Origin of the sequence: Candidatus Palauibacter sp. (assembly GCF_965261555.1) — a bacterium.
Classification (GTDB): domain Bacteria; phylum Gemmatimonadota; class Gemmatimonadetes; order Palauibacterales; family Palauibacteraceae; genus Palauibacter.
Window position 1 is genome coordinate 420,463 of record NZ_OZ253465.1, and the last position, 22,277, is coordinate 442,739.

General features: G+C 68.7%; 20 protein-coding genes and 1 tRNA gene. 6 read left to right on the forward strand and 15 right to left on the reverse strand.

Annotated elements, in window-relative coordinates; all coding sequences use genetic code 11:
• Positions 1-47: 47 nt before the first annotated feature.
• Positions 48-302, forward strand: coding sequence for a type II toxin-antitoxin system Phd/YefM family antitoxin (locus ACQY5G_RS01735; RefSeq protein ID WP_428276428.1), 255 nt, complete (start codon positions 48-50; stop codon positions 300-302).
• Positions 303-710, forward strand: a complete 408-nt coding sequence (locus ACQY5G_RS01740; protein WP_428276429.1) for a type II toxin-antitoxin system VapC family toxin — start codon at positions 303-305, stop codon at positions 708-710. It abuts the gene before it with no gap.
• Positions 711-734: 24 nt separating this feature from the next.
• Here the strand turns inward: ACQY5G_RS01740 and ACQY5G_RS01745 are convergent, their stop codons facing one another.
• The 3 genes from ACQY5G_RS01745 to ACQY5G_RS01755 all read right to left on the reverse strand — a co-directional run bounded on the left by ACQY5G_RS01745 (position 735) and on the right by ACQY5G_RS01755 (position 3,877).
• Positions 735-1,421 carry a uracil-DNA glycosylase gene (locus ACQY5G_RS01745; protein ID WP_428276431.1) on the reverse strand — a complete coding sequence of 229 codons (687 nt, stop codon included), beginning with the start codon at positions 1,419-1,421 and terminating at the stop codon, positions 735-737.
• Positions 1,418-2,104 (reverse strand): HAD hydrolase-like protein, encoded by a 687-nt coding sequence (locus ACQY5G_RS01750; RefSeq protein ID WP_428276433.1) that lies wholly within the window; start codon positions 2,102-2,104, stop codon positions 1,418-1,420. The genes ACQY5G_RS01745 and ACQY5G_RS01750 overlap by 4 nt, the downstream gene beginning before the upstream one ends.
• A gap of 96 nt (positions 2,105-2,200) precedes the next feature.
• Complete coding sequence (locus tag ACQY5G_RS01755; protein ID WP_428276435.1) at positions 2,201-3,877, reverse strand: DUF885 family protein; 1,677 nt, start codon at positions 3,875-3,877, stop codon at positions 2,201-2,203.
• A 149-nt stretch (positions 3,878-4,026) separates the two neighbouring features.
• Here ACQY5G_RS01755 and ACQY5G_RS01760 point away from each other — a divergent pair, with 149 nt between their 5' ends.
• Positions 4,027-6,504, forward strand: coding sequence for a TonB-dependent receptor plug domain-containing protein (locus ACQY5G_RS01760; RefSeq protein ID WP_428276437.1), 2,478 nt, complete (start codon positions 4,027-4,029; stop codon positions 6,502-6,504).
• Between the two features lie 16 nt (positions 6,505-6,520).
• Here ACQY5G_RS01760 and ACQY5G_RS01765 read toward each other — a convergent pair.
• Positions 6,521-6,594, reverse strand: a tRNA-Arg gene (locus tag ACQY5G_RS01765).
• 174 nt (positions 6,595-6,768) lie between these two features.
• Here ACQY5G_RS01765 and ACQY5G_RS01770 point away from each other — a divergent pair.
• Complete coding sequence (locus ACQY5G_RS01770) at positions 6,769-8,100, forward strand: amidohydrolase (protein WP_428276439.1); 1,332 nt, start codon at positions 6,769-6,771, stop codon at positions 8,098-8,100.
• 1 nt (position 8,101) lies between these two features.
• Here the strand turns inward: ACQY5G_RS01770 and ACQY5G_RS01775 are convergent, their stop codons facing one another.
• The 3 genes from ACQY5G_RS01775 to ACQY5G_RS01785 all read right to left on the reverse strand — a co-directional run bounded on the left by ACQY5G_RS01775 (position 8,102) and on the right by ACQY5G_RS01785 (position 10,748).
• Entirely contained in the window at positions 8,102-8,716 is a 615-nt protein-coding gene (locus ACQY5G_RS01775; RefSeq protein WP_428276441.1) for an outer membrane beta-barrel protein, read from the reverse strand.
• Between the two features lie 105 nt (positions 8,717-8,821).
• Positions 8,822-9,445, reverse strand: a complete 624-nt coding sequence (locus ACQY5G_RS01780; RefSeq protein WP_428276443.1) for an outer membrane beta-barrel protein — start codon at positions 9,443-9,445, stop codon at positions 8,822-8,824.
• 106 nt (positions 9,446-9,551) lie between these two features.
• Positions 9,552-10,748 (reverse strand): serine hydrolase domain-containing protein, encoded by a 1,197-nt coding sequence (locus tag ACQY5G_RS01785; protein WP_428276445.1) that lies wholly within the window; start codon positions 10,746-10,748, stop codon positions 9,552-9,554.
• Positions 10,749-10,902: 154 nt separating this feature from the next.
• On the opposite strand from ACQY5G_RS01785, the gene ACQY5G_RS01790 reads away from it, so the two are divergent.
• The gene (locus ACQY5G_RS01790) at positions 10,903-12,078 is read left to right on the forward strand and encodes an ATP-binding protein (RefSeq protein WP_428276447.1); all 1,176 of its coding nucleotides are present in this window, start codon (positions 10,903-10,905) and stop codon (positions 12,076-12,078) included.
• A gap of 36 nt (positions 12,079-12,114) precedes the next feature.
• Here ACQY5G_RS01790 and ACQY5G_RS01795 read toward each other — a convergent pair whose 3' ends face one another.
• From ACQY5G_RS01795 to ACQY5G_RS01830, 8 genes are all read right to left on the reverse strand, one after another.
• Complete coding sequence (locus ACQY5G_RS01795; protein WP_428276449.1) at positions 12,115-14,184, reverse strand: bifunctional aldolase/short-chain dehydrogenase; 2,070 nt, start codon at positions 14,182-14,184, stop codon at positions 12,115-12,117.
• Between the two features lie 108 nt (positions 14,185-14,292).
• On the reverse strand, positions 14,293-14,679 hold the full coding sequence (locus ACQY5G_RS01800) for a type II toxin-antitoxin system VapC family toxin (protein WP_428276451.1): 387 nt from the start codon (positions 14,677-14,679) through the stop codon (positions 14,293-14,295).
• Positions 14,676-14,924: a type II toxin-antitoxin system Phd/YefM family antitoxin gene (locus tag ACQY5G_RS01805; RefSeq protein ID WP_428276453.1), complete on the reverse strand. Its 249-nt coding sequence runs from the start codon at positions 14,922-14,924 to the stop codon at positions 14,676-14,678. The genes ACQY5G_RS01800 and ACQY5G_RS01805 overlap by 4 nt, the downstream gene beginning before the upstream one ends.
• Before the next feature lie 31 nt (positions 14,925-14,955).
• Positions 14,956-17,010, reverse strand: a complete 2,055-nt coding sequence (locus tag ACQY5G_RS01810) for a S9 family peptidase (RefSeq protein WP_428276455.1) — start codon at positions 17,008-17,010, stop codon at positions 14,956-14,958.
• A gap of 127 nt (positions 17,011-17,137) precedes the next feature.
• Positions 17,138-18,238: a family 10 glycosylhydrolase gene (locus tag ACQY5G_RS01815; RefSeq protein ID WP_428276457.1), complete on the reverse strand. Its 1,101-nt coding sequence runs from the start codon at positions 18,236-18,238 to the stop codon at positions 17,138-17,140.
• A complete protein-coding gene (locus ACQY5G_RS01820) occupies positions 18,235-19,083 on the reverse strand; it encodes a carbohydrate-binding family 9-like protein (RefSeq protein WP_428276459.1) in 849 nt (282 codons plus the stop codon). The genes ACQY5G_RS01815 and ACQY5G_RS01820 overlap by 4 nt, the downstream gene beginning before the upstream one ends.
• A gap of 5 nt (positions 19,084-19,088) precedes the next feature.
• Entirely contained in the window at positions 19,089-19,574 is a 486-nt protein-coding gene (locus ACQY5G_RS01825) for a hypothetical protein (RefSeq protein ID WP_428276461.1), read from the reverse strand.
• Between the two features lie 55 nt (positions 19,575-19,629).
• Positions 19,630-20,115, reverse strand: coding sequence for a hypothetical protein (locus ACQY5G_RS01830; RefSeq protein WP_428276463.1), 486 nt, complete (start codon positions 20,113-20,115; stop codon positions 19,630-19,632).
• 184 nt (positions 20,116-20,299) lie between these two features.
• Between ACQY5G_RS01830 and ACQY5G_RS01835 the strand changes: the two genes are divergently transcribed.
• Positions 20,300-22,255, forward strand: coding sequence for a PQQ-binding-like beta-propeller repeat protein (locus tag ACQY5G_RS01835; protein ID WP_428276465.1), 1,956 nt, complete (start codon positions 20,300-20,302; stop codon positions 22,253-22,255).
• Positions 22,256-22,277: the final 22 nt, after the last annotated feature.

Below are 22,277 nucleotides of genomic sequence, written 5' to 3' on the forward strand. Positions count from 1 at the left end.
AGATATAATATCTAGATAGATACTGACCTCTGGAATCCGGAGCAGAGATGACGGATTGGCCGCTTTACGATGCGAAGAACCGATTCAGCGCGGTGGTCGACGCCGCGGTCGCAGGCGAGCCGCAGCGCGTCACGCGCCGGGGCAAGCCGGCCGTGGTCGTGGTCGCCGTCGGGGAGTACGAACGGCTTCGTCGGCTTGAGAAGGCGACGGCTCCGGGCTTCGCCGAACTGCTGCTCTCGATGCCCGACGGTGGGGACACGCTGGAGCGGCCCCGGGTGAGACCCCGGCATGTAGAGTTCTAGGTGTTCCTCCTCGACACGGACGTACTATCGGCTCACCGCAGGCCGGAACGGGCACCCGCCATTGCGGACTGGCTGGCCCGCCAGCGGACGGTGGACCTCCACCTCAGCGTCATATCCGTCGGCGAGATCGAGCGTGGGATCGCCCTGCAGCGTCGCCGGGACCCTGACTTCGCCAGGGCTCTCGCCACCTGGCTCGATCGTTTGCTCCTCCTGCACGGTGACCGGCTCATCGGCATCGACGCGGCGACGGCGCGGCGCTGGGGACAGCTCTCGGCTTCGATCGGCCATGAAGGATCGGATCTGCTCATCGCGGCCACGGCCCTGGAGCACGGCTTGACCGTGGTCACGCGGAACGTCCGGCACTTCGAGCCGACGGGCGTGCGCTTGCTGGATCCTTCCGAAGGGTAGCCCCGTCCCCCCACGGGGAGCGGGTCAGGGGATGGTGAGTTCGGCGGCGCGGGTCCAGATGGCGTCGAACATGGGCTCGGTGAGCGTGCCGGTGAAGGTGTTCTGCTGGCTCGGGTGGTAGGAGCCGATCAGCACGTGGCGTCCGATGCCGACCTCCACGCCGTGGCCGAAGCGGGGCGCGGGGCGCGGCACCGTCTCGCCACGGTGGCGGAAGATCCTCAGGAGTTGGGCGAAGGCGAAGCCGCCGAGGGCGACGACGACGCGGGCGTCGGCGAAGAGGTCGAGTTCGCGCTCGAGGTAGGGGCGACAGCGGTCGCGCTCCCCGGCGGTGGGCTTGTTTGCGGGCGGGGCGCAGCGCACGGCGGCAGTCACCCAGGCGGCCCGGAGCACCAGCCCGTCGTCGCATCCGGTCGAGCCGGGCTGCGAGGCGAACCCGGCTCGGTGCAGCGCCCGGTAGAGCCAGTCGCCCGACCGGTCGCCGGTGAACATGCGGCCCGTTCGGTTGGCACCGTGCGCGGCTGGGGCGAGCCCTACGATGAGGAGCCGCGCGGCCGGGTCGCCGAACCCCGGCACGGGACGCCCCCAGTACGTCTCGTCGCGGAAGGCCGCCCGGCGTTCCCGCGCCACGCGCTCGCGCCACTCGACGAGCCGCGGGCACTTCCGGCACGCCGTGACCTCCCGCTCGAGCGCGGCGAGGGCGGATCGAGTCAAGCCAGCCCGATCCGGGGACGTCCGTGCTTCAGCCGGTACAGGACGCCTTCGAGCCGTTGCGAGAGGCGGACGGGCGCGGGAAAACTCCCACGGTGCAGGGTCCGCACCTTCACCGAGCGAACGCCCGCCAGGTTGGCCGACGCGATGTCCGTGAAGTACTGGTCGCCGACCATGAGGGCGGCGTCGGGACGGTCCGCGAGGTCCAGTTCCTCCAGCGCGGCCCGCACGAGACGCCGGCTCGGCTTCCGGATCGGCCGCAGGGTCCTGGCGCTCGCCCCGCCGGCGTCTCCCCGCCCGCGCCATTCGTCCGCCGCCCCGCGCCGAATGTGGAACACGGGCCCCGTCCCCGTCTTATAGCCGAGCACGGCCGGCACTTCCGGGAAGATGGTCCCGAGTTCGGCGAATCTCTCCTCTTCGCAGTTGGAAACGATCGCGTGCCGCAGCCCAGTCGCGGCGAGGAGGGCCTCGAACGCGGGGGCCAGCGCCGGATCCACGCTGTCCTCGTGGTGCCCCATCAGCGTCCCGTCCACGTCCCACAGCACCGCCTCGACGCCCAGGTCCCGCAGCGCTCCGGGGCTCATCTCGGCCACCGAGTCGAGATGGAAGGTGGGCCGGATCTCGCGGGAGAGTCTCCGAAGCCGAGGGAGGAGCCGCCGCGACGTCTGAACCCAGGTTGCGCTCATGCCGGAACGCTCACGGGGCGGCCCACGGGGGGGATATCCGCGCGGGGGTGCTCATATGGCCGCTCGTACGGGCGGAGCGGCCCGGGCCGGCGGGCGTCAGTTCGCCTCCAGGATCGCATCCTTCTCGCCCGTCATCTCCCAGCGCGTGAGAACGGTGGGGATGACCCCGGCATCGTAGAAGGCATCGAAGAATCGCTTCACGCTGAAGTCCTCGCCTTCCTGGATGGCGTACTCCGCGAGCAGTTCCTCGATCTGGATCTTGCCGGTCACGTAACTCGTCCCGTACCCCGGCTGCCGCAGGTAGAGGCTCTGCTCGCCGCGCACGAGGGCGCCGTCCGGCAGCCACCCCCGCGGCGTCCATTTCATGGCGTGGGCCACGGCCTCCTCCATGTCGAATACGCCGCCGTGCAGGTAGAGGCCGCTCAGGGCCCGCGCGGCCCGCTGCGCCAGCATGATCCACGTGAGTTCGCGGGAGCGGGGCGAGCCTTCGAGCAGCCCGAGGTGCATGAACATCTCCTCCACGCCCGTCGCGAGTCCCTCCGAACGGGCGTCGAAGATGTTGTAGAGCGATGGCGTGGCCCGGATGGGGCTGGCGTGAGGGTCCACCCGCATGCGCGCGAGTTCGATCCAGTGGTGCATGTGCGGCCGGAAGGCGTCCGGATCGCGGTAGTTCACCTCGGAGAAGAAGTTCCGGATCTCGCCGGGAGCGGCGGGCGTGAAGCTCCCGTTCACGGCGCGGAGGGCCGGGGCCATCCACTCTTCCGTCGTCTCCACCTCCTCCTCGTCGAGGAAGCGCATGTAGCGGTCGACGGACTCGTTCAGCCTTCGGTCGTATTCTTCGGCCGAAGCGATGCGCTCGAGTTCCGGCAGATCCCGGTTGCGGTTCTCCTCCAGCCGCATCGAAGCGTGGGCGCGGGCGAGTTCGCGGCGCATGATCGTGACTTGTTCCTCCCACGAATACGGGACGAGGTGCACGTTCTGCATGTACCACGTGTAGTTCTCCCGCCCCACGCCGGAGGGTCCGGTGCGGGAGGGCGCCTCCTCTTCCACCCACGCGATGAACGCCTCCGAGGCGGCGCGCGCGTCGGCGATGGACTCGTCGAGCGCGGCGCTCGTCCCGGCCACCCGCGCCGCAAGGTCGTCGAGGTCCCGGACCTGGCCCCGAAAGGCCCGGAGGCCGCCCAGCCAGAGGTCCCGTGCGTTCGAGTCCGCGAGGTTGTCGCGGGCCTGTCCCAGGAGCGTCGGGATCGCGCCGATGCGACCCGCGAGTTCGGCGGCATCCGCCTCCGAAAGCGGGTAGTCGTACGTCCAGAGGTCGATCCAGCCGTGGATGACCGGCCCCTCGTGGGCCGGCACGTCGCTCTCCGCCGCGAAGATCGTCACGTAGAAGCCGGGGTCCCGCGCCCAGGGGCGACGCACGCGGTGGTCGAAGTCGAGTCCGTTCATCTCGGCGCGGACCAGGTGCCAGTCGATCTGTTCCGCCACGGACCAGTCCTCCGGGGCGTCGCTGCCCAGCCGCACCTGCCACCGCGGGAGTTCCTGCTGCTGCCGCGCCATCGCCGCCGCCGAGTAGTCCGGCACGCCATCCACGAAGGCGGGGCGCTCGAATGCCCGCCATTCGTCGAACAGCGTCACGAGGTCGGCGTGCGAGTCCGGACCCGCGACCGCGGCCGAATCCACCGGATCCGGCGCCACCTGCACGAGAAGGAAGACGAGGGCGAGAACCGCGATTCCCGTAAGGATGAACGATGGACGGAGTCGGCTGCGAGCCATGGTGCCTCCCGGTGGGTGAAACCCGCGGGTCGTTTGACGTATAATGATACTTGTTGCGGTGTCCCGGAAATCCACGAGCTGTCGAGAGCGCCGAGGCGCCCGGTCGGGGATCCCTCCGGGAAAGGCGCTCCGACGAAGGACTAAAAATTATGAAAACTCCGGCATTCTTCGCCCCGGTGGTCCTCGCAACGCTGGCTTCGACCGGCTCGCTCTCGGCTCAGGAACCCCCGGACACCGTCGTCGTGGTCCAGGAACTCGAGGTCGTGGTGGGGTCACGGGCCGGTGTCGCGGACCCCGCGACGCTTTCGGTCCCCGTGGACATTTACAGCGCGGAGGAAATCGCGCGGCTCGGCGAAGTCGACCTGGCAGAGGTGCTGGGCAGCATCGCGCCGTCCTTCAATTCCACGCGGTTGTCCGCCGGCGATGGCGCGGCCCTTCACGTCGCCACGTTGCGCGGCATGAACGGCGACCAGGTGCTCGTCCTGGTCAACGGCAAGCGGCGCCACGGAGTCGCATTCGCCAAGCTGCTCGCGGCGGCCGGGCAGGGGACGACGGGCACGGACCTGCGCGCCATTCCGGTCCACGCCATCAAGCGGATCGAAGTCCTGCGCGAGGGCGCGGCGTCGCAGTACGGCTCGGATGCCATCGCCGGCGTGATCAACATCGTGCTCAAGGACGACGCCAGCGGCGTCAGCGCCGCCACCCTCCTCGGCCAGACCTCGCGCGGCGACGGAATGAGGCTGTTCACTTCGGCCAACGCCGGGGTTCCGCTCGGAGACGGCTTCTTCAACATCACGATGGAGGTCGCGCGGCAGGAGGTCACGAACCGGGCCGGCGAGGCACCCACCTGTTTCGGTCCCGATCCGTCCTACGGCCCCTGTGCGGATGGCGGAAAGGTCATCCAGCTGCAGCGAAACGGCGAACCCGATTACCGGGGCGCGGCCTTCATGGCCAACGCCGCGGTCCCCGTCGGCGAATCGGCTGAATTCTATGCATTCGGGGGATACTCCGGGCGCGAAGCGGTTTCGGACGGCCTGTACCGCAAGGCGGACTGGGTGCCTCGCTCGGTCAGCTACGTCTATCCGGACGGCTTCTTCCCCATCGAGGAGTCGGATCTGATGGACAAGTCCGCCGTGGCGGGTCTTCGGGGCGATATGGGCGCCTGGTCGGGAGATCTCAGTCTCGGGTTCGGACACGGCCGGTTCGCCTTCGGCGCCGCGAATTCGATCAATCCGTCCTACGCGGCGGAGTTCCTGGCACGGAACCCCGGGGCCGACGGAGCCTCCATCGCCGCCAACGCCGGACCCAGAAACACGTTCAGCGGCGGGCTCAACGTACGTCAGTGGACGCTGAACGCAGATGCGACGCGGGAGACCGAGGTGGGCTCGACCCCGGCGTTTCTGGCCGTCGGCGGAGCCTTCCGGAGGGACTCGTACTGGATGGAAGCCGGCGACCGGGCCTCGTGGGCGTGCGGGCCGAGCGATACGCCCGGCAGCTTTCCGGCAGCCCATCACCAGAACGACGGGACGGTCTACGCGAGTTGCGGGATCCAGGGCTACCCCGGCTACAGCCCGGCCTCGGCGCGGCTGAGCGAACAGGATCGCAGCAGCGTCGGAGCGTATGCAGACATGGAGTTGCGCTCGCCGAGCGGGCGCACGCTGGGTGGCGCCCTTCGTTATGAGCACTATACCGACGCCGGAAGTTCGCTGACCGGCAAGCTGGCCGGTCGCCTGGAGCTGGGCGAAACGGGCGCCGCGGTCCGCGCCGCGGTCTCCACGGGCTTCCGGGCGCCGCGACTCCCGCAGCGGGGGTTCAACACGATCGGTTTCGTGGGCGGCAGCGAGGGTCTGGTGAGCGCCGGATTCCTGCCCGAGGGCGACGATATCGCGTGCTCCGACTTCGGGGCCTGTTCGCTGAACCACGAGACATCGCTCAGCTTTACGGGCGGGCTCGTCTATTCCAACGACGCCGGCCTGCTGGTTACGGCGGACTACTACCGCGTCGCCGTCAACGACGCGATCGCCCTGACCCGGAGCCTCGACCCGAGCCACGGACTTCGGCCCGGCGCGCAGTTCCAGGGTCGGCCGGTGGACGCCGTGGCGTTCTGGACCAACGCGATCGACACGCGCACGCAGGGATTCGACCTGGCGGCGACCTGGCACTTCCGCGGCATGGACTGGGGGGCCGCGGACCTGTCGGCCAGCCTGCACCGGAACAGCACGGAGATCACCGCCAACCGCAACGAGAACTTCATCGGGGACACCCAGCAGACCCTCATCGAGGACTCCCAGCCGGGACAGCGGATCGGCGTGAGCGCCGACCTTCGGTTCGCTCGGGGTCTCGGTGCGAGGCTCGGGTTGAACCGCATCGGTTCCGTCACGACCCCGTTCATCTTCGAGGAAAACGTCACGATCGACGCGGCGACCATCGCCGACCTGGAGGTCAGCTTCCGGGTGGGCGACCGCATCCAGGTGGGTGTCGGAGCGAACAACCTGCTTGACCGCCTGCCGAACCGTCTCCCGGACGACGCCGTCGCGCAACTCTGGACGATGGAGTACCCCTCCGAATCACCCTACGGCGTGGCGGGACGGATCTGGTATATGCGGGTCAACGTGGTCGGAAACTGAGCGCGACGTGCGGCGATGACCCCGGCTGGACTCGAACCAGCGGCCTCGGGATTAGGAATCCCGCGCTCTATCCACCTGAGCTACGGGGCCGTTGCGACACTTGCCTGCTCGGCAAGAACCGCATCGAGAATCTAGCGGGCGGGCCGGAGAGCGGCCAAGCGATCCGGCCACCGGGAGGGGGCAGCCGTTTGAAATCCCCCCCGCGGGTAGAGAGATTGCGCCTCACCAGCCCGCACTAACCGTCAACCTCCCCGGAACCGTCACATGCAACCTGTGGACACGCTCATCCTCGGCCCCCTGGCCGTCACCATGGATTCCGGCGAGCGAATACTCGACTCGGGCGCCATCGCAAGCCGGGACGGCGAGATCGTCGCGGTGGGAACACGCGGGGACCTCGAAGGCATCGCCGCCGCCGAGACGATCGACGCCTCCGGGATGCTGGTCATGCCCGGACTCGTGAACGCGCATACGCACCTGGGCGATTCCCTCTTCCGGAGTCTGGTGGAGGAGTTGCCGCTCGAGGCGTGGCTGGAGCGGTTGTGGGTCTCCGAGCGCGCGTTCGTCAGCCGCGAGAGCGTCGAACTGGGGGCGCGGCTCTCGCTGGCGGAGATGATCCGGAGCGGGACGACGTGCGCGCTCGACATGTTCTGGTTCCCGGAGGCCGCGACCGACGCGGCGCTCGGCGCGGGCTTCCGGCTCCTCACCGGACCGATCTTCTTCGATTTCGACGGGCCCGACGGCGTCTCGGTGGAGGAAAGGGTCGCCGTGGGCGAGCGCTGGCTGGAGCGCTACGCGGAGGAACCGCTGATCACCCCGTGCGTGCAGCCGCACAATGCGCTCACGGTGTCGCCGGACGGCTTCCGGGCGGCGCGCGACCTCGCGGACCGCGCCGGCGCCCTCTTCCACACGCACTGCTCGGAGACGGCGACCGAAGTGCGGCAGACGATCGAACGCTTCGGGCACACGCCGGTCGCACACCTCGATGAACTCGGGATCCTCGACGGGCACACGGTACTCGCGCACTGCGTCCACCTGGCCGACGACGATTTCGCGCGTCTCCGGCACACAGGGGCCGCGGTCCTCCACAACCCGCTCTCGAACCTCAAGCTCGGGTCCGGGATCGCGCCGATCGCGCGCCTGATGGAGGAGGGGATTCCCGTCGCCCTCGGCACGGACGGACCCGTGAGTTCGAACGACCTCGACATGTGGACCGCGATGCGTTTCGCGGGGCTCTTGCAGCGGGGCGTTCACATGGATCCGGTCATCACGCCCGCCCACGAAATCGTCCGCATGGCGACCACGGTGGGGGCCGAGGCCCTGGGGCTGGGAGATCGCGTGGGACGGCTCGCGGAAGGCTACCGTGCCGACCTCATCCTCATCGACCTCGACCGCCCGCACCTGACGCCGATGTACGATGTCTACGGACACCTCGTCTACACGGTGGGCCGCGACGACGTCCGCTCGGTCATGATCGATGGCCGCTGGGTCCTGCGCGACCGGACGCTCGAGACGATCGACGAGGCCGCCGTCCTCGCGGGGATGGGGGAGCTGGCCGCCGAAATCGAGCGTCACGCCGCCCGCCTCGAACCCGCCTGAGTCAGAGAGAAAAGACGAGACCCGCGAGAATCGAGAAGATACGGGTCGTCTTCGAGCCGCCCAGACCCGGGATGGAGCCGCCCAGACCCTGTATCCCGAGATCGTAGAGGAATTCGAGCGTCACTCCCATCTGGTTCGTAACGCCCACTTCCAGACCCGCGCCGCCGGAGACCCCGAAGTCCGTGGTCGCCATTGAGATGTCGGTTTCGTCGCAGTCGGCGCTGAATCTCACGCCTTCCCCGGCGACCGAGGCGGAGCAGGCCGTCCGCAAGCCCCAGTAGGGTCCGAGGAGCAGGTACGCGCCCCCGCTGCCGCTCTCCTGCGTCAGTCCGAGTCTCGCCAGAGCGGAGAGACGAAAGTAGTCGAGCTCGAGCTGCGGAACCCGCGGTCCTCCTCCGGCCTGGACGTAACTCCCCGCGAATCGCAGACCGAGGCTGCCCGAGACCGGCACTGTCGCCGACACGCCCAGGCGGACGCCGGACCTCGACTCCTGTTCCGCCAGCGCTTCCAGGTCGGCGAGTCTCGCTCGGGTCAGCCCCGCGTGAACGCCGACGGTGGTCTGCCCCACGAGGGAGGCGGCGGATGTCAGGCCGGCGAGAGCAATGAGAGCAGCCATGGAAAGGGGAGAAGCCTTCACGAAGTACCTCCGGGGAGCCCGTTCAAGAAAGCCGAAGAGCTCCGAGCGCCTCTGCTACGAAGACCGATTCGACCCGGGAGGAGTTCAGAGAGAAAATACAAGTCCCGCCACAAGGGAGAAGACGCGGTTTTTTGCGTCATCCAGATCCTTCAGCCCCAAGTCGTACAGGGCCTCGATCGCCACTCCCATGTCCTCCGAAACACCGACCTCGACGCCGGCACCGCCCGTAAGGCCGAAGTCCGTGGTCGACAAGTCCACATCCGCTTCGTCGCAGTCAGCGCTGATGCTCACGCCCTGCTCTGAGGCCGACACCGAGCAGGCCGTCCTGAACCCCGCGAACGGCCCTGCCAGGAGGTATACGGCTACGTTGCTACTCTCCATGGGTAGGCTTGCCTTCGCCAAGGCCGCGAGACGGAAATAGTCGAGGTCGAGCCCGAACTCGGCGAAATCCGGGAGTGCGAAGCCACCGCCGGCCTGGACATGGCTCCCCGCGAATCGGAGACCCAGGCTGCCCGAGACCGGGACCGTCGCGGACATCCCCAGGAGGATCCCGGACCGGGCGTCCTGTTCTATCGGTGCGTCGAGATCGGAGAACGTCGCACGGGTCAGACCGCCGTGAAGACCGACCGTGGTCTGTCCGGCGACCATCGGAACAGGCGCAACACAGGCGGCCAGAAAAGCAACTCTCAGCAAACGGGGGAGTGTCACGTCATCGCTCCACGGTAGACGAGAAGTTGGGTTGGCAAGGCCGTGCGGGATACTACGTTTCGGTCGCGGGGCCGGGAAGAGACCTGGAGACATCCAGCGACCCGCTTCAACGATGACTGTCGATGGCGGGGCTCACGGCGGGGAGGATGCGGTCCTGGAGGGCGGTCCAGCTGAAGAGTTCGGGCTGTTCGTGGAGCGTCCAGCCGTTGAAGACGGAGATGAGGTCGTATCCGGGGACGACGTGGAGGAACTGGCCCCCGTACCCGTTCCCGGCGAACACCCGCGTCTCGCCGTTCTCGTGCATCGGCACCCACCACTGGTATCCGTACCCCGTGTCGGGCCGGTCGTTGTCGGGGGCCACGTCGGGGACGACGGGTGAGGTCGAGGCCTCGACCCATTCCCGGGAGACGACCTGTCGGCCGTCCCATTCCCCGCCCCGGAGCATGAGGTATCCGATGCGGGCGAGGTCGTGCGTGGAGAGGTAGAGGCCGCCCTCGCTGTCGACTTCGCCGTCGGGAGTGATCTTCCAGTAGTACTCGTCGATCCCGATGGGACGGAACAGGCGTTCCGCGGCCCACGCGTCGAGCCGCCGGCCGGTGGCCTCGCGCACGATCTTCCCGAGCAGGACGCTCACCCCGTCGTTGTAGTCGAAGCGGGTGCCGGGGTCCGTCCCGACGGGTTGCGCGACGACGTAGTCGATCCACGCATCGCTCGCCTCCAGTACGACTGTGGGGTGGGTACCGTCGTCATACGTCTGGCCGGGGACCGCCCAGTCGATCCCGCTCCGCATGGTGAGGAAATCCTCCAGCGAGGTCGCGGCGCGGCGTGGGTCCGCGAGGTCGACGCCATATGGCCCGAAGTACGGCCACGCCGGCGCCTCGACGCCGGGGATGTGACCCTCGTCCACCGCGATGCCGAACGCGGCCGAGGTCACGCTCTTGGTCACGGACTGGAGCGAGTGCAGGTCGGTGTCGCGGTAGTACGGGTGCCACGACGGGTGATCGTAGTTGTACTGATGGTCGACCGTGTCCTCCTGCGCAGTGAGAAGTTCGGCGTACCGCTCGCCGTGGTCCCAGCGGCGGTCCGCGATCACCCGCCCGTTCCGGATGAGGAGGAACTGGTCGATGAGGCCGTACCGCCCGGCGTCGATGTCGGCGATCAGCGAGTCGATCGCGACCGGGTCGACGCCCTCGGCCGCGGGCGTGGACACGGGCCACGTCTCGCCCGGCCACCCGGACGCCGTCGACTGAGGCGCGCAGGCGGCGAGAACGATGAGCGTCGACGGCAAGACGACTCGGCCCATGAGGGTCGCCCGAGGGCCTTTGCGTCCGGGAGAGTCCGAAAGGCGCATGCAGATTGTCATTTGGATTGACAATCTGCTCACAAAACAGCCACGTTGAAAGCGGATCATATCGCTCCAGAGTCCTCGTTCACGACCGCACCGGAAGCGCCGGACCGTGCCCATCATCGATCGAAATCTCGCCGAGCCTTTGCGGCGGCGGCTGCGCCACTATCCGGTGGTCACGGTCACCGGCCCGAGGCAGTCCGGCAAGACCACCCTGTGCCGCACCGTGCTTCCGGACCGGCCCTACGTGTCGCTCGAGGGTCTCGACGTGCGTACCTACGCACGGGAAGATCCTCGCGGCTTCCTGCGGGAGTACCGAGACGGCGCGGTGATCGACGAGGTGCAGCGGGCGCCGGATCTCACCTCCTACCTGCAAGGCGAGGTGGACGAGGACCCCACACCCGGCCGGTTCGTGCTGACGGGATCGCAGCACTTCGGATTGACGGATGCGGTGAGCCAGTCGCTCGCGGGGCGCGTCGGCGTCCTTTACTTGCTCCCTCCCGGGTTCGACGAGCTCGGGCGCTTCGGCGGGCCGCCTCCGAGTCTGCTGGAGACGCTGTGGACGGGCGCGTATCCGCGGATCCACGACCGTGGCATCCCGGCGGATACCTGGCTGCGCGACTACGCGACGACCTACGTAGAGCGCGATGTACGATCTCTCAGGAATGTCACGGACCTCGATGCCTTCTCCGCCTTGCTGAGGCTGGCGGCGGGACGGACGGCGACAGAGGTGAACCTGTCGGCGCTGGCCGCCGATGCCGGTATCCGACACAACACGGTCAGGGCCTGGCTGTCGGTCCTGGAGGCCAGCTTCCTCGTTTTTCGCACCCCCGCGTACCGCCGCAACGTGCGGAAGCGCCAGATCAAAGCGCCCAAGCTCCACTTTCTGGATTCAGGGCTCGTCTGCCACCTGCTCGGCATCCGTTCGCCGGAGGAACTCCGTCATCACCCGTTGCGAGGACAGATCTTCGAAAGCTGGGTGGCGGCGGAGGCCTTCAAGGCGATCACACACTGCGCCGAAGAGCCCCGCCTGCGGCATTTTCGCGCGGCGGATACCGAAGTCGATCTCGTCGTTGATCTGGGAACGCGGCTCATCCTGGCCGAGGCGAAATCCGGCGGCACGGTCGCCCCACGTTTCTTCTCCGGCATGCGCACCCTCGGGGAGTCGCTGGAGAGGGCGGGGCTGGCCGTCGACCGCCGGCTCATCTACGGGGGCGACCTTCTTCACCGGCGCGGCGGCACGGACGTCGTGCCGTGGAACCGGATGCTGGAGAAGACCTGGAACTGACGTACCGGAGCCGACGCGAGCGCTTGGCAGCCAGGGTCAGCGGAGGGCGGCGGCGACGTTGCCGCCGTCCACGGTGAGGATCGCGCCGGTCGTCGCGCGGGCGAGTGCCAGGGAAACGAAGGCCCGGGCGACATCCTCGGCTCGGACCTCGCGCCCGAGGAGGTTGCCGCGCATGTAGGCGTCCTCGGTCACGCCGCGGGCCTCGGAACGGGCCGCGATCATCTCCTCGGTGAGGACGCCGCTCCGGATGCGGTCGGCGTTCACCCCGTTCGACCGGATGCCCTCCCATCCGTGTTCGATGGCGTATTGGCGCACGAGTCCGAGGGTCGCCGCCTTCGGCAGTCCGTACGGGCCGAAGTCCGGGCCCGGGTTGACCGCCTGCTTCGAGACGTTGAAGAGGAGGCAGCCGCCCGTCCCCTGGGCGCGCATCATGCGCAGGGCCGCCCGCGTGACGCGCTGGTGGGCGAAGAAGTTCAGCTCGAAGCTCTCCCGCAGCACCTCGTCCGTCACGTCGGCCATGGGACCGCGCCAGGCCGCTCCGGCGTTCGAGACAAGGATGTCGACGCCGCCGAAGCGGGCGGCGACGGTGGCGAACGCGCGGTCGACGGACGCGTCGTCCGTCACGTCGCATGGGACGGCGAGCCCCGCTCCGGCCTCGGCGGCGTCGTCGAGCGAGGAGCCCGGCAGGTCGAAGAGCGCCACCTCGGCGCCGGCGTCCCGGAACGCGGCGGCCGTTGCCCGGCCGATCGCGCCGGCGCCGCCCGTGACGACCGCGACGTGACGGGCCAGCGCCTTCTCCTTCGCGCCGGCCAGCTTCGCCTGTTCGAGCGACCAGTATTCGATGTCGAACAGCTCGGCCTCGGTGATGCTCTCGAAGCGGTCCATGCTCTCCGCGTCCGCGATGACATCGACGGTGGTCTCGGCGAGGTCGGCCGCCGCGGCCGCGGCCCGGGCGTCCCGTCCGCTCGCGAACAGCCCCACGCCCGGCACCAGGACCACGCGCGGGCTCGGGTCGAGCATGCGTTTCGTTCCGCCGTAGCGCGGGTTGTGGCGCTCGAAGTAGGCCGTGTACGCCGTTCGGTAGGCGTCGACCGCGGCCCGCGCCTCCCGGGTCCAGGCGGCGAGGTCGCAGGCGGGCGGCGCGGGCAGCACGACGGGGAGCGGCTTCGTGCGGATCGCGTGATCCGGCGTCACGGTGCCGACCTGGCTGTAGCGCGTCAGTTCGGCACCGCCGACGTACGCCTGGATGTCCGGGCTTGTCCGGTGCTCGAGGATGAAGCGCTCGAAATCCCCCGCCCCGCCCTCCTGCGCCTCGCTGCCGCGCCGGTTGGCGAGCATGCCGCGGATGGCCGGCGCGATCTTGCCCGCGGAGGCGGGCGACGATGGCGGCTCCGCGGCGGCGAAGACCTTCCGGCGGCCACCTTCGATGCGCGCCTCGGCCAGGCTCACCCACTCGATCATGAGTTCGTACGCCTCGTGCGCCGTGTCCCCGAAGGTGAAGAGCCCGTGTTTGAGCAGAACCAGGCCTTCCGCCTCCGGATGGGCGTCCGCGGCTGCTTTCGCGGCCTTCGCGAGATCGAACCCCGGCATGATGTAGGGGACGATCGCGGCGCGGTCGCCGTATACCTCGCGGCAGATCTCCTCCCCGTGCGGCTGGTCCGTCAGCACGAGCGCCGCGTTGGCGTGCGTGTGGTCGATGAACGTGCGCGGCACCCATGCGTGCAGGAGCGTCTCGACCGACGGGTTCGGCGCCGTGCTGTCGAGGAGGTTGCGGCGCTGCAGGTTGACCATGTCCTCGTCGGACAGGGCGTCGATCCCGCCCAGCGCGAGGAGCGGACCGAGCTGGACCGCCGGAAGCCCGGGCGGCTCGATCGTCCCCATGTCCCAACCGCTGCCCTTCACGTACAGCACGTCTATTTCCGCGCCGGTCACGTCGCGGGCCCTGGACTTGACCGAGGTGTTCCCGCCCCCGTGCAGCACGAGTCGCGGCTCGGACCCGAGGAGCCGCGTCGTGTACACCCGCAGCGCGAGATCTTCCGCCACACCCTCGACCGAGTAACGCTCGACGAGTTCCGCCGCCTCGCGGTCGTTCCACGCGCTCTTCATCTCATGCTCTCCTTCCGCGAATCCACGCCGCAGCCGCGCAGGACGCTACCCGCGTCGAAGGGGTCCGTCCAGCGCGGTGGCCCCGGGCCGCGGCCTAGTGCGAGCCAGCTACCAGAGAACCGGCGCCGGGTAGGCGGAGATCGCCTCGTCAGGAGTGACGATCGTGAGGCCGTTGAGAATGGCCTGAGAGACGAGGCCACGGTCGAACGGGTCGGTGTGGAGCGACGGCAGCAACACATCGTGGGCTGCGGAAGCCTCGTCGAAGGGAAGCGCCTCCAGCCCCAGCCATTCACGTCGGCTGGCCACATAGCGGGCCGGAGAGTCAGGGAGCGGAAGCCGGCCGAGGCGATGCTTGATCGCGATTTCCCAAGCCGAGAGTGCGCTCAGGTAGACCGTGTTCTCCGGGTTGCGGCAGGCCGACCGGGCGGTCGCCGTCAGTTGAGGGTCCGCCGCAGCCAGCCACAGGAAGGTGCAGGTATCGACAAGCAGTTTCACGGCTTGTCGCTGGCGCCCCCGAACGCACGCAGCAGTTCATCCGGGAGCGGCTCGAAGAAGCTCGCCGGCACGCGCATGCCGCGATCGATCCCGATGGGACGCTTCTCCTCGGGAGCCGCGCGCAGCGGGCGGATTTCGGCAATCGGCACGTTCCGACGGCAGAGGGTGACCGTCTCCCCGCGCTCCACCCGGGCCAGATATCGGGACAGACCGGCCCGAGCTTCGGCAATGTTGACCTTGATCATGTACAACAACCTATACAACTACATGGCCATGTCAACGGCCGGCGGTGGTGACGGCCTCCTTCTTGTCCGGGTGGACGGGGGACGTCTCCCACTCGTACTCCTCGCCCAGCACCCAGCGGTAGTACCAGTCCAGTTCGACGTTCGCCTTGAACAGGCGCTGCTGCAGCTCCACCCAGCCGTGACCCTGCTCGGGCGCGACGTAGAGGTGGGTGGGGACGCCGTTGTGCTTCAATCCCTGGTACAGTTCGACGGACTGCGGCATCGGCACGCGCTCGTCGTTCTCCCCTACGAGGACGAGGGTCGGGGTCACGACCTTGTGCAGGTCGAAGAGCGGTGAATCGGCCATGTACTGCTCGATCGGGGCGTCCTCGGACCACGGGGTGCCCCCGAACCACGGCGTGCGGTAGATGCGGACGTCGGATTGCGCGTACATCGACATCCAGTTCACGGCCCCCGCGCCCGACGACGCCGCCTTGAAGCGGTCCGTCCAGGTGATGATCTTGTTCGTCATGTGGCCGCCGGCGCTCCAGCCCATCTTCGCCATGCGGTCGTCGTCCACGAGCCCGCGTTCGATGAGATGGTCCACGCCGGCCATCACGTCCTTGTGCGCCTGGTCGAAGTAGTTGCCGATCATGTTGCGGAGGAAGTCGTCGCCGTAGCCGGTGGACCCGCGATAGTTGGGCTTGAAGACGAACCACCCGCGGGCGGCGAGCACGGTTTCGTAGTTGCTCGAGCGCGCGAAGCGGAACTTGTCGGACGACGGGGGGCCTCCGTGCGTCTGCACGACGAGCGGGTACTGCTCGCCCTCCCGATAGTCGATGGGATAGAAGATGAGACCCTCCACCTCGACGCCGTCCTCGCCGGCGTACTGCACGGCTTCGATGCGCGGCAGGAGGAACTCTTCGGCCAGATAGTCGAAGAGGTGTGTGACCTGGCGCGGCGGGCCGGAGCCGGCGATGGCCCACAGGTCCCCGGCGTTGGTCGAACTGCTGACGGCGTAGAGGTGCAGACCGGATGAAGGGTGGTAGTCCCAGGCGCCGACGGAGTGATCTCCCTCGGTGACCGCCTCGGCGCGCCCCGCATCCGAGGCATCGGCGGGCACGGAGTAGATCTGCTGGCGAACGCCGGTATTCGCGCGGAAGTAGATCGAGCGGCCATCTCGCGACCACACCGCGGCGTTGACGTCGAAGATTCCGCCCGGCACCACGGAGACGGGATCGCCGCCGTCCGTCGGGACGACGAACAGGCGCTGGTTGAAGTAAAAGTCGCTCAGTTCGTCGTTCGTGTTCGCGACGAAGAGCGCATGGCGGTTGTCCGGTGAGAGCGATGCGCCGACTTCTCCCACGTGATTGTCGGTGATCCGGCGCCCACCGGTCCCATCGGGACCCATCACCCACAGTTCCGAGTTGAGGAGATCGTCGTAGAGGGCGGTCGGCGCCAACTGCACGAGGAGGAGCGTGCCGTCGCGCGAGGTCGAGTACCCTCGGACCATCAGGCCGGCCTCCGTCACGCGCTCCGCCGCGCCCCCTTCGCTCGAAACCCGCCACAGTCCGGTCGGGCGCTTGTCCTCTTCATAGCGAAACACGTTGTCGTTGACCGCTTCGCGCGCCTTTTCGGCCTCCGACTTCTCGTCGACCGCCATGAAGTAGATCCAGGTGCCATCGCCGGACCACGAAATCGAACTCACGGGCGTCGGGTGCTCGCTCACGGCGCCGGCCTCGCCGCCGCGGGCCGGCATCACGAACACCTGGTTGTGCTCCGTATCGTGCCGGTTCGCGACGAAGGCGATGCGCGAGCCGTCGGGCGACCAGCGCGGGCTCGATTCACCGCCCTCGCCGTTCGTCATGCGCGTCGTGCCGGAGCCGTCCATCGCGACGCGCCAGATGTGGGAAACCGTGCCGTTGGCTTCCCAGTCGGTGTCCGTCCTCACGTAGAGCACTTCCGATCCATCCGGCGATATCCGAGGGTCGGCGAGACCGGGGATGTCGATCAGGTCCACGATCGTCATCGCGCGGCGCTGGCCGGAGACGGGGACGGTGGAGACGAGAACGGCGAGGATTCCGAGTCCGAGGATGCGGCGAGACATGGCAGACTCCTGCGGTTGGCGGTGGCCCGTCGCGGTACTTCGATGTTGACAGGGTCGTCCCCGGGTGACAAGAGCCCGACGCCGCCCTCCGGCAGGCGACGGGGTGTGGAGCCGGCGGCAGTCCCGGCTAGGCTGTGGCGTCGACGAGGGCGGCGAGGTGGTCGTCCGTGAGGCCGTCCATCTCGAACGTCGACACGCCGGCCGCGCCCGCCTCCCGCGCGGTCGCGACGGCCTCCGCCAGGGCGGGAGGATCGAGCGCGGGCAGGTAGAGTCCGGCGTTCAGCGGCCGGGCGTCTCGCTCACCCGCGGTGGGAGCCGCCGCCTCGAGCGCCGCGATGCCCTCGCGCACCCCTTCGCCGATCCAGGGGATGTCCTCCAGATAGAAGCTCTGGTAGAGCATCGGGAAGAACCGGTCGAGAGGCCACCGGTCCCAGTCCTGACGGACCAGCGTACGTGCGATGGAAGGGGTCGGGAAGACGGCGGCCGTGATGGGCTTCCCGTGCTCGTGAGCCGCCCCGGCGAGTTCGCGCACGACGCCCGTCACGGAGTCCCACCGGAAGCGGCGCCAGGCCTCGTCGGCGGGCGGATCGGGGATCTCCAGCGGATCCCTCCCATCGAGAGCGGCGAACTGTTCGCGGCAGACGTCACAGTAGCAGAAGTCGAACTCCGGGTGCTCGACGTCCTGCACGAGGTCATAGGTCTCCCAGAGAGCGCGCGGGAGGATGACGTCGCAGTGGCGCACGTAGTCGAGGTGGACGCCGTCCACCGCCGGGTGGGCGGCGAGGTCCGCGATGCGTCCGCGCAGGTATTGGCGCACGGGTCCGCGCGAAGGGCAGACCCACTTGTAGTACCCGACGTAAGGGGGGTGATCGAGCGAACTCTCCAGGTTCCGGCTCACCGTGAACCACTCCGGGTGGTTCTCCTGCACCCAGGCGTCGCCGTTGCGGTTCATCGTCCAGAACCAGCGGTGATACTCGAGTCCCTCCGCGCGGGCGGCTCCCGAGACCAGATCGACGTCGCCGCCGCCCACGAGGACCGCGTGGAAGCCTGCCTCGCGCAGTCGGGCGAACCGTTCGCGCCAGGCGGCGGTGTCGCGGTCGCGGTCCCCGTGAACCCACGTCCACAGCGTGAAGGGCGCCTCCGGATCGGGCGGGAAGGCGCAGGCGGGGAGCGCCGCGCCGAGGGCCGCCGCGCTGCCGGCGGCCCGGACGAACTCTCTGCGCCTCACGGGGAGCCGTCCCCGGCGGCGACGAAGCGCACGACGCCCCACCTCTCGGGTACGTGCATGTCGATCTCCCCCTGCGGCGACCACACCCAGTTCTCTTCCGGATGGTCGCTCGAGTCCACGGGTTCCCGACGCTTCCGGTACTGTCCGTCGACGACGATGAGCGGCCACTGTACGCGGGAGAAATTCACGCGCCAGACGTCCCCGGGCCGTGGGGTCGAGACCGCGGCGTCCGCGGGGGCACCGGGCGGACGCAGCGCCGACCAGGGGATCGCGATCTCGACCGACCAGCCGGTGTCTTCGTCCGAGGGGTCGTTCAGCGTGCCCTCCAGACGCACCGCGGTGCGCAGACCCTCGATGTCCCAGGCGATGTCCGCCCTTCCCTTTCGGCGGTAGGGCCTGTCGAGGAAGAGATCGAACTCGGTCCCGAGCGCGTTGATCTCGAGTTCGTAGTAGGCGAGTCCGTCTCCGTCCGGATCGAGGAAGACCTCGAAGTCGTGTTCCCGGTAGACGATGGCGTCGCGGTCGGCCAGCGTGGCCCAGAGGTGCGGTTCCTCGAGTTCGGCGCCCACGTAGAGGAAGCGTTCGTCCCACGCGATCTTCGCACGCGTCCCGTAGTGGGGATCGGGCCAGTCGGGGCCGCGGATGTCGACGAACGGCTCCGTCCACGGCGCGGCGCGCCAGACCGCGTCGTCCAGCGATCCGTCGATCGCGGGCGGGGAGACGGCGGGCGGCGCATCGTATTCCCGCGGCGTGGCCGGCACCTGGCCCGCCGAAGGCGCGACCCCCGGGATCGCCGGCGCAGCGAGTGCGGTCAGGAAAACGAGCGACAGATCGGCGCGAAGCATGCCCGCTATCCTCCCACGGAGGGGAAGACCTGGAAGATCCCGCTCGTCGCCGGAGTGTCCACCGCGAGGTTCCCTTCCGCGTCCAGAAGCCACACGTTCACGCGATACCACCCCTGGAACGAGAAAAACGGGAGCGTCACGGTTTCCCGCGTCGAGTCTCCGGGTTCGAGTTCGACCATGCGCTCGATGATGTCGGTGCGCGTGGCTCCGCGGCCGCAGTGCAGAGTGGGGTTGTAGGACGCCTCGAATTCCACCTCGAGGTTCGTCACGCCCACGGGCTTGACCGCGCAGGAATCCTTGAAGATTCGAGCGCCGGATACGTTCCGCGAGGTGACGGTGATCGACTCCCTGGGTTCGTATTCGGGCCGGTCCACGCAGACCTCGAGGCCGTGCTGCGTCGCGCAAAGCGAACTCCCGGGGCCCGTAGCGTCCTCGCCGCATGACAGCGCGAGGACGGCGGCCGGAATGGACATGAGCAACCTGCTCGACATCTTCGGTCTCCAAAGGCTCACGGGTGTGATCCCCCGGAATCTACGGGAAGGAGGGTCAGTTGTCGGCTCCCGGGAAGATGACGAAGACGCCGCTCGTAGCCGGGGTGTCGAAGGCCAGGGCCCCGTCCGGCGTCAGCAGCCACACGATCACGCGAAAGAAGTCCTGCGGCGAGTAACCCAGCTGCAGAGTCTCCCGGGTCGATGCTCCGGGTTCGAGGCGCACCATGCGCTCGACAACCACCGTCGGTGTGACCGCCTGGCCGCAGTGCCGCTGCGGATTGTAGTTCGGCCTGAAATCCTCCTCGGAATCCGGCGCGGGTATCGCGGTCGTGCCGCACGCATCCTTGAAGATCGGGAGGTCGGACACGTTGCGCGTCGTGATGAGGACGGCCTCGTTGGACCGGTATTCGGGTCGGTCCACGCACACCTCGACGCCGTGCCGCGTATCGCACAGGCTGCCCCGGGGCCCGGTCACCTCCCCGCCGCACGACAGGGCGGGCGCGATCGTCGCTGTCAGTACCGTCAGACCTCGAAGCTTCATGGATCTCCCGCGCTCCCGATGGCGCAAAACTAGCGTCGTGTCCCGGAGATTCGCGAAAAATCCGCGAGTGACCGGCCGAGGTGAAGTGTTGCCCGTTGGAGCATCGCGTCGGACTGTACGCGGTGCCGGGGAAGACCCCGGGGGGTCGCTTGGAGCTTCGCACAAGTCACGTGGAGTGGAACGGATGAAGGGGAGCAACAGGTGTTCCAGCTGGCTGCGCCGTCTGATGGTGCTCGGCGCGGGACTCGGCGCCGGGCCTTTCGCGCTCGTCGCTCAATCCGGTACGGCGGACGGAGAATGGCGCTACTGGGCCGGAGACGCCGGGTCCACGCGCTACGCGCCGCTTGATCAGATCGACGCCTCGAACGTCGGCGATCTGCAGATCGCGTGGCGCTGGCAGGCGCGCAACTTCGGTCCGACCCCCGAGGGCTACTACCGCGTGACGCCGCTGTACGCGAACGGGACCCTCTATGCCACAGCGGGATTCCGGAGGGCGGCGGTGGCGATCGACCCGGAGACGGGGGAGACGCTCTGGATGTATCGGCTCGACGAGGGCGAACGCGGCAGAAACGCGCCGCGCGGCAACTCCGGACGCGGCGTCGGCTACTGGACGGATGGCGTCGAAGAAAGGGTGCTTCTCATCACCCCCGCCTATCACATGGTCTCGCTGGACGCGAAGACGGGCCTCCCCGACCCGTCCTTCGGCGACGACGGGATCGTGGACCTCAAGCTGGGACTCGGGCGGGACCTGGATCTGGTGAACGACCGCATCGGCTCGAGTTCTCCCCCGGTCGTCGTCGGAGATGTGATCGTCGTCGGAGCCGCGCTCCCGCAGGGTGGACGGCCTCCGACCAAGGAGATGCCGCCAGGTCACGTGCGTGGATTCGACGCGCGGACGGGCGAGCAGCTCTGGACCTTCCACACCATCCCGCAGCCCGGCGATCCCGGCCACGAGACGTGGGAAGCCGGATCCTGGGACTACACCGGGAACGCCGCCGTCTGGACGCCGTTCACGGCGGATCTCGATCTGGGCTACGTCTATCTGCCGGTGGAGGCGGGGACGGGCGACTACTACGGGGGCCATCGCCCGGGCGACAACCTCTACTCGCAGAGCCTCGTGTGCGTGGACGCGGGCACGGGCGAAGTCGTGTGGTATTTCCAGACCGTGCATCACGGGATCTGGGACTTCGATCCGCCGGCGGCGCCCGTTCTGATGGACATCACGGTGGACGGGCGGGAGATCCAGGCCGTGGCGCAGGTGACGAAGCAGTCCTTCACCTACGTGTTCGACCGCGTGACGGGCGACCCGGTGTGGCCCATCGAGGAGCGCCCCGTGCCCGCCGGGAACGTGCCGGGGGAATGGTACGCGCCGACGCAGCCCTTTCCGACGCTCCCCGAGCCGTTCGACATGCAGGGCGCGACCGAGGACGACCTGATCGACCTCACGCCGGAACTGAAGGCGGAGGCGCTCGAGATCGCGAAGAACCTCACGCTCGGCGAGCTGTTCACGCCGCCGACCGTGCTCGTGGAGGGGGGCAACCAGGGGACCCTCATCACGCCCGGCAGCCTTGGCGGGGCGAACTGGCCGGGAGCGGCGTACGACCCCGAGACGCAACGGCTCTTCGTGGGGTCCGCGACGCGCGGCTCCGTGATCGGACTCGTGAACGATCCCGAATCTTCGAACATGCGCTACATCGCCGGCCGTCCCCGCGGCGTCGGCGGACCGCAGGGCCTGCCGATCCTGAAGCCGCCGTGGGGCCGGATCACGGCGCTCGACATGAAGACGGGCCGGAAGGTGTGGCAGGTCGCGAACGACCACACGCCGTCGTTCGTGGAGGAACACCCGGCGCTCGAGGGCGTCGACGTCCCGCGCACGGGCCGGCCCAGCCGGGCGGGACTCCTCGCGACACGCACGCTGCTCTTCGCGGGAACCGGCGGGGGGACGATGTCGCCGGACCTCACCGGTCTCCTGCGCGCGCACGACAAGGAGACGGGCGAGATCCTGGCCGAAATCGAACTGCCGTCGCACCAGACCGGCGTCCCGATGACGTACATGCACGACGGCAAGCAGTACATCGTCGCCGCCGTGGCGGGGCGCGGCGTGCCCGGGGAACTCGTCGCCCTGCGGCTCCCCGGCTAGCCGGCCGATCCGGCAGCCGGCC

Bases quoted from the DNA above. Each gene is read 5' to 3' on its own strand.
- ACQY5G_RS01820 (WP_428276459.1), bottom strand. From the start codon at position 19,083: ATGCTTCGCGCCGATCTGTCGCTCGTTTTCCTGACCGCACTCGCTGCG.
- ACQY5G_RS01755 (WP_428276435.1), bottom strand. From the start codon at position 3,877: ATGGCTCGCAGCCGACTCCGTCCATCGTTCATCCTTACGGGAATCGCG.
- ACQY5G_RS01795 (WP_428276449.1), bottom strand. From the start codon at position 14,184: ATGAAGAGCGCGTGGAACGACCGCGAGGCGGCGGAACTCGTCGAGCGT.
- ACQY5G_RS01785 (WP_428276445.1), bottom strand. From the start codon at position 10,748: ATGGGCCGAGTCGTCTTGCCGTCGACGCTCATCGTTCTCGCCGCCTGC.
- ACQY5G_RS01735 (WP_428276428.1), top strand. From the start codon at position 48: ATGACGGATTGGCCGCTTTACGATGCGAAGAACCGATTCAGCGCGGTG.
- ACQY5G_RS01770 (WP_428276439.1), top strand. From the start codon at position 6,769: ATGCAACCTGTGGACACGCTCATCCTCGGCCCCCTGGCCGTCACCATG.
- ACQY5G_RS01830 (WP_428276463.1), bottom strand. From the start codon at position 20,115: ATGAAGCTTCGAGGTCTGACGGTACTGACAGCGACGATCGCGCCCGCC.
- ACQY5G_RS01750 (WP_428276433.1), bottom strand. From the start codon at position 2,104: ATGAGCGCAACCTGGGTTCAGACGTCGCGGCGGCTCCTCCCTCGGCTT.
- ACQY5G_RS01775 (WP_428276441.1), bottom strand. From the start codon at position 8,716: ATGGCTGCTCTCATTGCTCTCGCCGGCCTGACATCCGCCGCCTCCCTC.
- ACQY5G_RS01810 (WP_428276455.1), bottom strand. From the start codon at position 17,010: ATGTCTCGCCGCATCCTCGGACTCGGAATCCTCGCCGTTCTCGTCTCC.
- ACQY5G_RS01760 (WP_428276437.1), top strand. From the start codon at position 4,027: ATGAAAACTCCGGCATTCTTCGCCCCGGTGGTCCTCGCAACGCTGGCT.
- ACQY5G_RS01835 (WP_428276465.1), top strand. From the start codon at position 20,300: ATGAAGGGGAGCAACAGGTGTTCCAGCTGGCTGCGCCGTCTGATGGTG.
- ACQY5G_RS01805 (WP_428276453.1), bottom strand. From the start codon at position 14,924: ATGATCAAGGTCAACATTGCCGAAGCTCGGGCCGGTCTGTCCCGATAT.
- ACQY5G_RS01825 (WP_428276461.1), bottom strand. From the start codon at position 19,574: ATGTCGAGCAGGTTGCTCATGTCCATTCCGGCCGCCGTCCTCGCGCTG.